Source organism: Limnothrix sp. FACHB-881, from assembly GCF_014698135.1.
Taxonomy (GTDB): domain Bacteria; phylum Cyanobacteriota; class Cyanobacteriia; order CACIAM-69d; family CACIAM-69d; genus CACIAM-69d.
This window is the reverse complement of sequence record NZ_JACJSN010000027.1, coordinates 36,182-48,014: the sequence shown is the minus strand read 5'-3', so window position 1 is coordinate 48,014 and position 11,833 is coordinate 36,182. Positions and strand designations below refer to the sequence as shown.

Annotated in this window: 11 protein-coding genes; 5 read left to right on the top strand and 6 right to left on the bottom strand. The window is 55.4% G+C overall.

From position 1 onward, the window contains the following. The coding region (locus H6G52_RS17630; protein ID WP_190530051.1) for an NACHT domain-containing NTPase at positions 1-2,602 on the bottom strand (2,602 nt) is incomplete at its 3' end. A gap of 143 nt (positions 2,603-2,745) precedes the next feature. Further along, positions 2,746-3,174 (bottom strand): nuclear transport factor 2 family protein, encoded by a 429-nt coding sequence (locus H6G52_RS17625; protein WP_099535104.1) that lies wholly within the window; start codon positions 3,172-3,174, stop codon positions 2,746-2,748. On the opposite strand from H6G52_RS17625, the gene H6G52_RS17620 reads away from it, so the two are divergent. The 4 genes from H6G52_RS17620 (at position 3,173) to H6G52_RS17605 (ending at position 6,439) form a co-directional block, all read left to right on the top strand. After that, positions 3,173-3,439: a hypothetical protein gene (locus H6G52_RS17620; protein ID WP_190530049.1), complete on the top strand. Its 267-nt coding sequence runs from the start codon at positions 3,173-3,175 to the stop codon at positions 3,437-3,439. The genes H6G52_RS17625 and H6G52_RS17620 overlap by 2 nt on opposite strands. A 30-nt stretch (positions 3,440-3,469) precedes the next feature. Further along, complete coding sequence (locus tag H6G52_RS17615) at positions 3,470-3,763, top strand: hypothetical protein (protein ID WP_190530048.1); 294 nt, start codon at positions 3,470-3,472, stop codon at positions 3,761-3,763. A gap of 218 nt (positions 3,764-3,981) precedes the next feature. Continuing rightward, positions 3,982-4,449, top strand: coding sequence for a DUF1824 family protein (locus tag H6G52_RS17610; RefSeq protein ID WP_190530046.1), 468 nt, complete (start codon positions 3,982-3,984; stop codon positions 4,447-4,449). A 4-nt stretch (positions 4,450-4,453) separates the two neighbouring features. After that, positions 4,454-6,439 (top strand): metallophosphoesterase, encoded by a 1,986-nt coding sequence (locus tag H6G52_RS17605; protein ID WP_242026479.1) that lies wholly within the window; start codon positions 4,454-4,456, stop codon positions 6,437-6,439. Between the two features lie 144 nt (positions 6,440-6,583). On the opposite strand, the gene H6G52_RS17600 is transcribed toward H6G52_RS17605, so the two are convergent. From H6G52_RS17600 to H6G52_RS17585, 4 genes are all read right to left on the bottom strand, one after another. Further along, complete coding sequence (locus H6G52_RS17600) at positions 6,584-6,985, bottom strand: hypothetical protein (RefSeq protein WP_190530044.1); 402 nt, start codon at positions 6,983-6,985, stop codon at positions 6,584-6,586. 442 nt (positions 6,986-7,427) lie between these two features. Then, positions 7,428-8,867, bottom strand: coding sequence for an NAD(P)(+) transhydrogenase (Re/Si-specific) subunit beta (locus H6G52_RS17595; protein WP_099535098.1), 1,440 nt, complete (start codon positions 8,865-8,867; stop codon positions 7,428-7,430). 460 nt (positions 8,868-9,327) lie between these two features. Then, a complete protein-coding gene (locus H6G52_RS17590) occupies positions 9,328-9,606 on the bottom strand; it encodes an NAD(P) transhydrogenase subunit alpha (protein WP_099535096.1) in 279 nt (92 codons plus the stop codon). Further along, positions 9,603-10,775 carry a Re/Si-specific NAD(P)(+) transhydrogenase subunit alpha gene (locus H6G52_RS17585; protein ID WP_099535094.1) on the bottom strand — a complete coding sequence of 391 codons (1,173 nt, stop codon included), beginning with the start codon at positions 10,773-10,775 and terminating at the stop codon, positions 9,603-9,605. The genes H6G52_RS17590 and H6G52_RS17585 overlap by 4 nt, the downstream gene beginning before the upstream one ends. A gap of 659 nt (positions 10,776-11,434) precedes the next feature. On the opposite strand from H6G52_RS17585, the gene H6G52_RS17580 reads away from it, so the two are divergent. Then, positions 11,435-11,776, top strand: coding sequence for a DUF3082 domain-containing protein (locus H6G52_RS17580; protein ID WP_190530042.1), 342 nt, complete (start codon positions 11,435-11,437; stop codon positions 11,774-11,776). Positions 11,777-11,833: the final 57 nt, after the last annotated feature.

Below are 11,833 nucleotides of genomic sequence, written 5' to 3'. Positions count from 1 at the left end.
GAGCTAACTCCTGCACCGCTGCTTGCCGCACAAGCCAGTTCTGATCGGAGCGCGCGCGGTCTTTGAGCCAGGGCAAGGTGTCGGGGTCGTCTTTCCAGCCCCGAGCCAACTCCTGCACCGCTGCTTCCCGCACAGCCTCGCTCTGATCGGAGCGCGCGCGGTCTTTGAGCCAGGGCAAGGTGTTGGGGTCGTCTTTCCAGCCCCGAGCTAACTCCTGCACCGCTGCATACCGCACAGCCTCGCTCTGATCAGATTGCGCGCGGTCTTTGAGCCAGGGCCAGGTGTCGGGGTGGTCTTTCCAATGTTGAGCAACACAGCGCAAGGCTCGATCTCGCACCTTCCCAATGCGCAGATTGAAGTTCACATTTTCCTGGGAATCCCACGCACGAAGTTGCCCCCAAGCTGTCAACGATCGCAACCGTTGCAACAGATCCCGATCCAACTCAGCAATTGACGATCGCTCCGGTAACTCCGCCAAACAATCTGCCGCCAAAAAGAGATTGGCAAAGTCAGCTTTTTCACTGGTTGCACGATCCAGTTGCACCAACAAGGCGATCGCCTGTTTCGCAAACCCAATGGGCAACTGACTCGCCAACAAAATCAACACTTCTCGCCAGGCATCATCATTCCAGTGCTGCCCAAAGATGGTGTGAATCAAATCATCCGTTGAAATTGCATTTTGGCTGCCTGAATCCCGTTGATTAAACCGCTCCCAAATCTCCGTCGCGCAGAAATATTCCAAAAAGGTGCGATGCACAAAAGCATAATAGCCCGTCCCCGCTGAACAGAGCGTGAAATTTCGCTCCTGCAAGGCATCAATCAAATCTTTAGCCCATCCTTCAGGATTCAGGCATATCTGATGACTGCGCAAATAATCTGCAATGATCATTTGCAAGTCGGCTTCGCGAATCAAGTTGCCAGACAAACCGCCATCGGTATTCTGCAAGAAGAATGCTACCTGTCGTACAATTTCTCGCTTTTGCTTCAGGAGTAACTTTATACGCTCAAATTGATCGGGCAGCCTTTTGTGCTCCACATCCCAGTCCTGTAGCAGCAGATCAGTGGCTTGGCGATAGAACTCCAATCGCTCATCCGGTAGCCGCGATTTACGATTCAAAATACACATCATGGTTAACATCAACGGATTGCCTGCCAACTCCCGAATTGTTCGACCTCGGGCGATTGCGTCGCTAATTCGGACTTGGTAGTGATCGCGATCGGCTTGTTGGCCGTCTCCAAAGGTTTCCTGATGCCAGCGATCGCAAAAATCCTTGATTTGCTGATCATCGAATTCTTCGAGCAACCAATGCCGAAACCCGTGATTCGTGAGCGATCGCGCATAGTTTTGGTAGCCATAAACCCGCGATGTCACAATAATTTTGGCCGCAGGATAGTCATGCGCCAATCGGCAAATTTCCCGAATCACTTCCTCCCGCTTGGCTGGTTCAAACACCTCATCCAATCCATCAAAGAGCAGCAGCACCCGCCCAGCGCTCAACCAGTCATGCAACTGGGATTTATTCAACCGATCCAAGACATTCCCTGCATGGAAATAGTCCAAAACATCCAAGGACACTTGGCGCGATAATTTCCGTAACTCCACAAACAAGGGCAACGGCCGCAACAGCAACTGATCCGAAGGCTGGGTGTGATTGGTTTTAAATAGCTCGTTTTCATAGGTCGCCCAATCCAGCGCTAAATATTTGAGCAACGTGGATTTTCCTGAACCCGGATCGCCCAAAATCACGAACAAGTTCATGTTCGGATTTTTGACCAATTCCACCACGGATTGCGGCGCTTGATTGCGATAAAGATCCCGCAATTGCTCTTGCTGGTTTTCGTCGAGTTCTTCCTTCAGCAAGCCATATTGCCGCAGCAATTCCTTGGGCGCTTTGTCCAGTTGCGGCAAATATTCCCCACATTCCCGCGCCCGTTGCGGCAAAAACACTTGCCACAGCTTCACCGAATAGGCTCCCCCATCGGTGGCCAACTGGTCGAGCGGCAAAACCTCATGGTCGGTTTGGAGCGATCGCGCATAGGCCAACAGGTCAAAATCCACGATCGGCCCTGCTAGGTCGCGAACTAAATCACGGGTTTCCGCCGCCAGCTCGAACTGGGCGATCGCCCGCAACTCCGCATCCGCCCCAATCAAATCATGGGCGTATTTCTGATAGCGTTTGGCGATTTTTTGCCAATTAAATTCCTGGGGCAAGGGCTTGAGCCTCAGGGCTAACCAGCGATCGGCCCAAACCACCGGATCGACTTGCCCCCCATCCGTGAACACGCTCCCCAACACCCCCGCCACCGCCGGATCAGCAATCAACCGTTTTAACGATTCGGTATAAGCCTGAACCCGCTCCAATTCATCATCCAAGCAATCTTCAAGCTCTCGCTGCACCAAGTCCAAAAAGCCCTTAATCGCTTTGCCCGTCGCCGTCTCCAGCGGGTCAGACCCAAAGCGATTGACCAGTCCTTGCAACCGCCCCTTAAAAAAATCCTTGACGTAATCTTTGAGCGTGTCCTTGGCCAGCTCTTCCATCACCGCGCCAAAGGCAAACCCCACCGCCTGCGTCACGCCCCAGATTACTAACCAGTCCACCATCGGAGTCTCACAAAGGATGATTGGCTGCATCAATTATGCGCGATCGCCCTGCGAGGAAACAGATGCACGCTAGAGCCGATCGACCGTCAGGCCAAAAGGTTGGGGGATGGGTGGGTTTTACAAGATTTTTGGACAGGGCAACATCAGCCCGATCGTTCCCAACGGAACTTGCGATCGGCCTCGGCGATCGGCACATCATTAATGCTGGCTTCCCGGCGCTGCATCAAGCCGTTGGGCGCAAATTCCCATTGCTCGTTGCCATAGGCGCGATACCACTGCCCCGAGTCCGTGTGGTATTCATACTCGAACTTCACGGAGATTCGGTTATCGGTGAAGCTCCAAAGTTCCTTCTTGAGGCGATAGTCCAGCTCATGACTCCACTTGCGGGTCAGGAACTCGCGGATTTTGTCCCGCCCCGCAAAGAATTCCGATCGATTGCGCCAAACTGAATCTTCCGTGTAAGCCAGCGATACGCGCTCCGGGTCGCGGGTGTTCCAAGCATCTTCGGCGGCTTGCACCTTGGCGATCGCGGTTTCGCGGGTAAACGGCGGCAGGGGCGGACGACTTTCCATGGCTGGAACCCTTATGTGGTCACTTCGTAACGACAGTGGGAGCGGGTGGCGGCTCAAAAAATTCCCAAAAAAAATGCAGAGATCCGGCAGACGAATCTGCCAGGTCTCCGCAGCGGTGACACATCTCTCCACTACTCTTGCTTATATTGTTGCCTTGAAAGGGGAAAAAGTTCCAGCTTTTCTAAAAAATTTTTTTGCCCTGTCGAATTGCCCTGTCGAATTGCTCTGCCTGATCGCGCTGTGCATCACCCTTGATAGCCACTGAGAACGATTGTGATTGGTATGATTTGCTTCATTGAGTAATCAGGCGCTTTTGATTGCTGATGCGGGAAAATGTTGTTTTAGCTTGAATTTTCCGTATTTTAGAGATTCTTTGCTGCTTCAAGCGATATGTATCTCTTGTTACTTGTGCCAGAAAAACACATTGATTGTTGCCGGATTTTTAACCGTCACATTTCCGGAATCAGAATTGAAAAATCACGCTAAGGCCCTATTTCTCAGTGGAGGTTTCAGCGCAATTCTCCATGGGGTTGTTGCTAGCTGGGTGGGGCAAGATGGAGATGGGGATGAGAATTGGCCAGAATTTTGATCAAGATTGGCTCTAGCTGGTTTCCGGCCCTACGCTACGATTTGGGATCCCGAAATGGATTGCGACAGATGGGGGGAGCAACCATCGGGGAGCGATCGGGTGGCTTCGTTTGCAGGTTGGGTCATTTTTGGGCAACTTTAAGCGGATCGAATCCCGGATTGCTTGCAGTCTTGATTGCTTGCGGTGAAGTTTGTGGACAAGGGAAACTCTGGATTGCTATGGACAACTCAACTCGTCGATCGGATGCGTTAGGAACCAATGGGGCGGGAACGGCTCCCCTGTCGTTGCTGGAAGCCCAAAAGGTTTTGGCGGTGTTTAACTGTTTGGAAGAAGCGCCCAGTCTCTCGGAGAGTCAGCAGGCGATTATTCGATCGGCTCTGCGGACGGTGGCTCAGGAGGCGGACTGCGTGATTTTTGGAGTTTGTGCGGATTCGATCGCCCAAGGGTTGGCGGCCGTGCGGGCCTATGGGGCTGGTTTAGATCGTGAAGTGCCGCCGGAGCCGGAACAGCGGGGGGTGGCCAATCCGGAACAGCCGATTTATATCAAGTGCAACACCAACTCTCTGTTGTTCTATGCGGAACCCTACCAGGGTGAAAATCGAGGGGTTTTGGTGTCCTGTCAGTCCCATGTGGATGAGGAATTGAATGCGATGTATGGCCATCTACCCTTAGATTTGTTTGCCTAGGGCGATGGGGCGACCAAGGGGACGGTGGTTGAGCGATCGCGCCCGGGGGCTTGGCCGGTGGCAACGGATCCGGCAACTCCCGAAAATGGTGCGGGGCGGTGGCGTTTGGGGGCTGCTGTTGGTGTTGCTGGTGATCGGGGGAATGTTGGCGCTGAAAATGCCGCCCGTTTTGGGATCCGCAGCCCTGCACCCGCTTTCCCAGTGGTCGGCCCAGTTATCCGAGGGGGATGCTATGGAGCTTTTGGCGGATCCATTTTTGCAGTTGCCGGGGCCGGACTCGGTGCATGTGGTTTGGTTCACGGAGTGGCCGGGCGATCGCCATTGGGTGGATTGGGGCGATCGGCTCGATCGGCAGGCCTTGGCCCAAACCCGCCGCTTGACTCGTACCCGTGAAGATGGCCAATCGCGACTGCCGGAGCGGGTGGCGGCCCAGCGGCCCGAGGGGGTGAAGGTTTGGGAGCGGCCCATTTGGCGACATGAGGCGATCGTTTCGGGGTTGCTGCCGGGCCAGTCGGTTCCCTATCGGGTGACGAGTCAAGGGGGCGATCGCGCCGTCAGTAGCGGAGTGTTTCGCCTGTCGCCCCAACCGCTGCCGGGCCAACCGCTGCAACTGCTGTTGACTTCGGATCATCAACTGAAGCCAATGGTGGCGGCCAACTTGCAACAGGTGGTGGCCACGGTGGGCCGGGTGGATGGGGTGTTGTTTGCGGGGGACTTGGTGAATGTGCCCGATCGCGCTTCGGAGTGGTTTGACGATGCGGGCGGTGGGGCGTTTTTTCCCTGTTTGCAAGGACGAGCCAATCGATCGCTCCAAGGTCACACCTACCAAGGCGGGGCTATTTTGCAGGAGGCTCCCCTGTTCGCGGCCCTAGGCAACCACGAGGTGATGGGTCGGGTGGGGCGGGCCCAAGATCTCAACCGGGAATTTTATGACACTGTGCCTCGCTGGGTCGCGAAGCAGTGGGCCGCGCAACAGGAGGCTGCGCAACGGGGGGCGGGCGATCGGGTCTTAGATCCGGCTTCCGGCGAAGTTTCAGGGGCAACGTCGGGGGAAACACCAGGGGCTGCAATCAGCCTGGCCGCCTTGGCGGATCAATCGTTCAACACGCGCACCTATGAGGAAATTTGGACGTTGCCGACTAACGATCGGGGCGAGGGCAATTACTACGCCGTCAGCTTTGGAGATCTGCGGTTGGTGGTGTTGAACGTGACACAAGCTTGGCGATCGCCCATTTTGACGGCGAAGTTTGGCGGCCGCTTCCACGAAGGCCAGCCCCAAAGTCCGATCGATTGGGGTTGGGGTCAGCATATTTTTGAGTCGATCGCCCCGGGGAGTCCGCAATTTCAATGGCTCCAGGCGGAATTGGCCGGCGAGCCATTTCGCCAAGCCAAGTATCGCGTGGTTATGTTTCACCACCCGCCCCATACCTTGGGGGATAACAGCGTGCCGCCCTTCACGGATCCCATCCAGACGATCGAGCGGGATGACCTGGGCCAGGTGATGGCGGTGAAATATGCCTATCCGCGCGATCAAGATGTGATTGCCCAATATTTGTCCCCCCTGCTGGAATCGGCGGAGGTGGATTTGGTGTTGTATGGCCACTCGCACCTGTGGAATCGGTTCCGCCTTGGCCGCACCCACTACCTGGAAACGTCGAACGTGGGCAATAGCTATGGGGCGGCCTGGGGCGATCGGGGGCGATCGGGCATTCCGCCGGAGGGTAGCGGGTTTGAGCGATCGGACTATGTGGCGATCGGGGATCCCAATGGATTGCCCCCAATTGTGCCCTCGATCTCTCCTTTGATTGATCCCTTGGATCAAACCCCTCAGCCCTACTTGGCCAGCAACGAAATCACCGCCTTCAGCATTTTGGACACGGCTGCCGGAACGGTCACTAGCTATGTTTTTGACCCCAGAAAGCCGGAGCAACCCGCTCAACCGTTCGATCGGTTCACGATTGGGGCCCCGGCCAACGAGGGAGACCGTTGAGGAGCGAGTTGCTGCTCACGGGATCAACTTGATTCGCTCAGTCTGATCAACGCAATTTGGTGAATTCAACCTGATTCGCTCAACCGGATTAACTCAGTCCGGTTAGCTCAGTTTGACTGGCTCAGTTTGACTGGCTCAGTTTGGTTAGCGAGTACCAAACACCCGTTGCACGCAGGTACGCGCAATTTGCATCATTTCTGGCGGCAGCTCATTGCTGTTCGATTGCTGCATCCGTTGGTAGAGATTCATGGTTTGCTGCAAGGTATAGCGCGACTGGAATTCCGCCAAGGAGCATTGGCAATATTGCGTAGCCTGCTGTTGGTTAAACTGACCCGATTGTTGAGCCGATCGGGTGCAGCTTTGCAAAAAGGCGCGCGAAAATTCTGGCGGGTAAGCATTGCGCTGGGTCAGGCTCCCGATCGATGGGCGATCGGTCTCGATCGGCTCTGCGGCTTGGGCGCTCAAACCGGACGCAAGGCCCAGGGCCACAAAGCTCCCTACGATGGTCAACGATTGCAGCGCCTGGGTCGGAAAGTTACGTTTCATAGTGTCGTGGTTGTTTGAAATCAGCAGCCCACAGCCCACACCGCCAGCCCATCTTGCAAGACGGCACTAACGGGCCTGAGCAAAGCTACCCTCAGTCGATTTCAACCTTTGCATAGGTCAAGCCGAACGATCGGGAAAGTTGCGGGATCGTGATTGATCGCTCAAGCTCTCCAAATCAGTTCGGCTCATAATGAGAGCGGCGATCGCCCCCATGTGTTGATTGGCCCATGCACGGGTTGAGTTAACTGATTGAATTAAAAGACTCATCCCCGCACCCATGGGTTGCAAGCTTTGAATGATTCAAGTTCTGGATGATTGCGAAGGCCGATCTGGAATGCAGGTTGCCATTGACATCACAAACCCGCATAACCGGCCCGCACAACCAACCCGCACTCCGAACCTGCTTTTCAATCCCGATCGGGGATGGTGGTCTGTTTAATTCCTAGCTCAGTTCCTTAACGCTGGCCACCAGCTCAGACACTTTTTCTTTTGCACTGCCAAACAGCATCATCGTTTTGTCTTCATAGAAGAGCGCATTATCCAAACCGGCAAATCCGGGGTTCATGCTGCGTTTAATCACGATCGTGTGTTTGGCGCGATCGACTTCCAGAATCGGCATTCCGTAGATCGGGCTTTGGGGATTGTCCCGGGCATCCGGGTTCACCACATCATTGGCCCCAATCACCAGCGCCACATCCACCCGTTCAAAGTCCGGGTTAATGTCGTCCAGGTCGCACAGTTGGGAATAGGGCACGTTGGCTTCCGCCAGCAACACGTTCATGTGGCCCGGCATCCGACCTGCCACCGGGTGAATGGCATAGCGCACATCAACACCTAACCGTTCGAGCTGATCGGCCAATTCCCGCACGGCGTGCTGGGCTTGGGCCACCGCCATGCCATAACCGGGCACAATCGCCACCGATCGGGCATAGCCCAACATCATGGCGCATTCTTCCGGGTCGATCGAGCGCACCGTGTGGGAACCCGCATCGCTGCTGCCGCCGTCGCCCGTGGCCGTGCTGACGCTGCCAAAGGCCCCAAAGAGCACATTGGTCAGCGATCGGTTCATGGCCTTGCACATGATTTGGGTCAAGATCAGCCCCGAAGCGCCCACCAGCGCCCCGGCAATTACCAGCATTTCATTACCCAACACAAAACCCGCCGCACTGGCCGCCAGCCCGGACAGGGAGTTCAGCAGCGAAATCACGACCGGCGTATCAGCACCCCCGATCGGCAACACCACCAACACCCCCTGCACCAGGGAAATGCCCGTCAGCAGCCACAAAACCGTCAAATCGCCCGGGTGAATCAGCAAATAAGCACCGCTGGCCACAAAGCCCAGCAGCAAGCCGAAATTCACCGGTTGTTGCAGGGGGAAAGTGATGGGTGCGCCGGTTACCAGTCCTTGCAGCTTGGCAAAGGCCATGAAACTGCCCGTGAGGGTCACGCCCCCAATCAGCAGCCCGGCAATGACGGTCACGGCCGTGTCGGTGGGAACCGGTGCGCCCGTGTTCACAATCCGCCAATATTCCGCCGCTGCCACCAGGGCCGAGGCCGCGCCGCCCAACCCGTTCAACAGGCCCACCATCTGGGGCATGTCGGTCATGGCAACGCGCTTGGCGGCAATCAGACCAATCACCGATCCTGCCACCAGGGTGGCCAACAGTGCGCCGTAGTTTACGGCGGAGCGATCGAGCAGGGTCACCCCGATCGCCATGGCCATGCCCACGGCCGCCAGCCAGTTGCCCCGGCGAGCGGTGGCGGGCGATCCCAACATTTTGATCCCCACAATGAACAGGGCCGCAGCGGCCAAGTTGCTTAGCCGGGCGATCGTTGTCCACCATTCAGCGGGCAAAACACCCGATACAAGTCCATCGATCATTCCTTATGTCCTCGCCCTTTGGTCTCAGGATGCTTCAAAATTCCAGCCTTTCATTGAGCCAAGCGTTGAATGAAGCATTGAACGAATATTGAGTTAAGTCTTGAATTGAACCCTGGAATTGAACTCTGGAATTCAAATCCGGAATCGAACCCCGAAATTCAACCCCAGAATTCAACCCCGGAATTCAACCTTTGGTGATCCCCTGCATCAAACCCTCAATTACATCCTGAATTTGTACCGGCTGACTTCGATTGGCCTTTGCTCCCGATCGCTTGTCCATTTTGAAGATGAAAAATAGCCATTGGGCGATGGAACAGTTGGACAATCGAGTCAGGCGATCGGTTTAGGAAAGGATCATTGCTGGGGAATTTAGAGGTTGCTTCTCAGGTTGTCTTCAAGCCTTTTCAAGTTCAAGCCTTTTTCAGGCCTTTTCAAGTGGCTGCTTCAAGTGGCTGTCAGGCTATTTCTTAAACATTTGCAGCATTCGATCGGTCACCCAAAAGCCACCAACCACATTCACCATGGCCAGCACAATGGCCACCAAGCCCAGAATGGTGGGGCCGCTGAGTTGTGCTGCGCCGCCGGCCAAAATTGCCCCCACCACGGCAATTCCAGAAATGGCATTCGCACCGGACATCAGAGGGGTATGGAGCGTGGGAGGCACTTTGTTGATGATTTCAAACCCCACAAAGGAGGCCAAAACAAACACCACCAAACCCGTTACCAAGGTTTCACTCATGAGGCCAACACCATTGATTCAGCCGAAGGGGTTTCTGAGAGCGTGGCGACCAAATTTCGCACTCGATCGTTGCGAATTTCACCGCCGTGGGTGATGCAAACCGCATCCAAAATGTCATCGGCAAAGTTGAACACCGGTTGCCCGTCTTTGATTAACCAGTCCAACAGGGCCGAACAGTTTTTGGCGTATTGCATACTGGTGTGGGTGGTGACCGTGCTGGCCAAGTGCATCGGGGCCAAAATTTGCACCCCATTCACCACATGGTCATGGCCCGGTTGACTGCATTCACAGTTACCGCCCTGTTCTGCGGCCAAGTCCACAATCACGGAACCGGGCTTCATTTGGGCCACGGTGTCGGCGGTGACCATGATCGGGGCACGGCGGCCGGGAATTTTGGCGGTGGTGATCACCACGTCAGCCCCGATCGCCCGTTCAGCCACGGTGGCTTGAATCCGAGCTTGCAAATTATCGGAAACCGCTTTGGCATAACCGTTTTGCCCGCTGGTTTCTTCCTCGATCATCATTTCCACAAACCGGGCCCCGAGGCTTTGCACCTCGTCGCGGGTTTCCGGGCGGATGTCAAAGGCTTCCACCACGGCCCCCAATCGGCGGGCGGTGGCGATCGCCTGCAACCCGGCCACACCCACACCCAACACCAGCACCTTGGCCGGCGGAATGGTTCCCGCCGCTGTGGTCAACATGGGGAAATATTTGGGCAGGGCCGCCGCCGCCAACAGCACAGCCTTGTAGCCGGCTGCGTTGGCCTGAGACGAAAGGGCATCCGCCACCTGCGCACGGGTGCTGCGGGGCACGAATTCTAGGGAAATCGCTGTGATGCCCCGTTCTGCCAGGGTTTTGATGGACTGAGGGCGATCGAGCGGCTCCAAAAAGCCCATCAGCATCGATCCCGATTTCAGCCAACCCAGTTCCTCATCGGTGGGGGGCAAAACCTTTGTCACCAAATCCGACGTTTGCCACAGTTGAGCGCGATCGCTCGTCACTGTTGCGCCCGCCGCTTCATAGGCCGAATCCGTAAATCCTGCGCGTTCTCCCGCGCCGGTTTCCACGGCAATCGCTAGCCCTTTTTTGACCCAACGAGCTACCACGTCGGGAACCAGGGCCACGCGCCGTTCATCCAGCGCCACTTCTTTCACAACCGCAACTTTCATACGCGTTCGCTTCCGCGCAACTGCTTGCATCCTAGGCCGATCCCCCGGTTGCGATCGGAATTTTCAACTTGTCTTATCGATCGCGCGATCGAGTGATGACATTTATAACAACTTGCCTAAAGGAATTTGTTGCAATTTCGTGGGCTTTCTCAAGAACGCTCATCGCCTTGAGAGATAAGCTTTTCCCTTTCTTTGAAGAAAAACAATCATCGTCAAAACCACTTCATTAGAGGAAAGGATTTTGCGGTGACTTTATTCCAGCAATTCTTAAGAACATCTTTAGGGAATCACTAGGCAAAAATAGGGATCAAATGCCCAAGGTGTTTGATTGTGCTGGAACTTGATTTTGAAAAGCTCAAAATTGAGATGGAACCTCTTTTTAATCTCACAGAAAACTTGATGAAGTTTTTGAATTTCTTCATGAAGTTCTGCAACTGATTTGTAACGAGCTATGGGAAGTGATTCCGCAATCAGGGGGATGATGGGTTTCCGACTGCCCCCCAATGGCCTCTAATTCACCCCGATTCACCCCGATTCACTCTGCACTGACGCGACTGAAAGGGAAATCCCCCCGATCACCCCGGGATTTGCCTTTGCGCGGTGGGAACGACCCGATCGGCTGTAAATTAAGGGGAGTCAGCGTTTAGCGCCGCCTTGCCATGACCTCCAAACCCAACCCCACAACCAGCAAAACCACCCCCAAACCTCCCGCCAAGAAAATGCCCTCACCCCTGGATTGCCTGGGGGGTTCCGGAATTTCGGCGGCGATCGCGGTGGGAGCCGGCGCACTGACCTATAAAATTGCCCAAACCTTTGCCGCCCACCCCATCACCAGCACCAACCGCCTCACCCTCAGCATTGGCGGTGCGGTGCGTACCTTGGTGGTCGGGGTGGGAACCCTGGGAACCTGTGTCTTTAGCTTTGTGGCCCTGGGGTTGTTGGCGCTGATGGTGCAGCTTTGGGTGCAGGGGAACCGGGGCGATCGGCCCACCGATGCTTAGGAGCACCTGCTTAGGCGCACAAGCAGTAGAAATCAGTCAAGCAATAGAAATCGGTCG

Coding starts and splice junctions, on each gene's coding strand:
- H6G52_RS17595 (WP_099535098.1), bottom strand. CDS start 8,867: ATGATCGATGGACTTGTATCGGGTGTTTTGCCCGCTGAATGGTGGACA.
- H6G52_RS17590 (WP_099535096.1), bottom strand. CDS start 9,606: ATGAGTGAAACCTTGGTAACGGGTTTGGTGGTGTTTGTTTTGGCCTCC.
- H6G52_RS17625 (WP_099535104.1), bottom strand. CDS start 3,174: ATGGAAAGTCGTCCGCCCCTGCCGCCGTTTACCCGCGAAACCGCGATC.
- H6G52_RS17585 (WP_099535094.1), bottom strand. CDS start 10,775: ATGAAAGTTGCGGTTGTGAAAGAAGTGGCGCTGGATGAACGGCGCGTG.
- H6G52_RS17620 (WP_190530049.1), top strand. CDS start 3,173: ATGGCTGGAACCCTTATGTGGTCACTTCGTAACGACAGTGGGAGCGGG.
- H6G52_RS17605 (WP_242026479.1), top strand. CDS start 4,454: ATGGGGCGACCAAGGGGACGGTGGTTGAGCGATCGCGCCCGGGGGCTT.
- H6G52_RS17610 (WP_190530046.1), top strand. CDS start 3,982: ATGGACAACTCAACTCGTCGATCGGATGCGTTAGGAACCAATGGGGCG.
- H6G52_RS17580 (WP_190530042.1), top strand. CDS start 11,435: ATGACCTCCAAACCCAACCCCACAACCAGCAAAACCACCCCCAAACCT.
- H6G52_RS17600 (WP_190530044.1), bottom strand. CDS start 6,985: ATGAAACGTAACTTTCCGACCCAGGCGCTGCAATCGTTGACCATCGTA.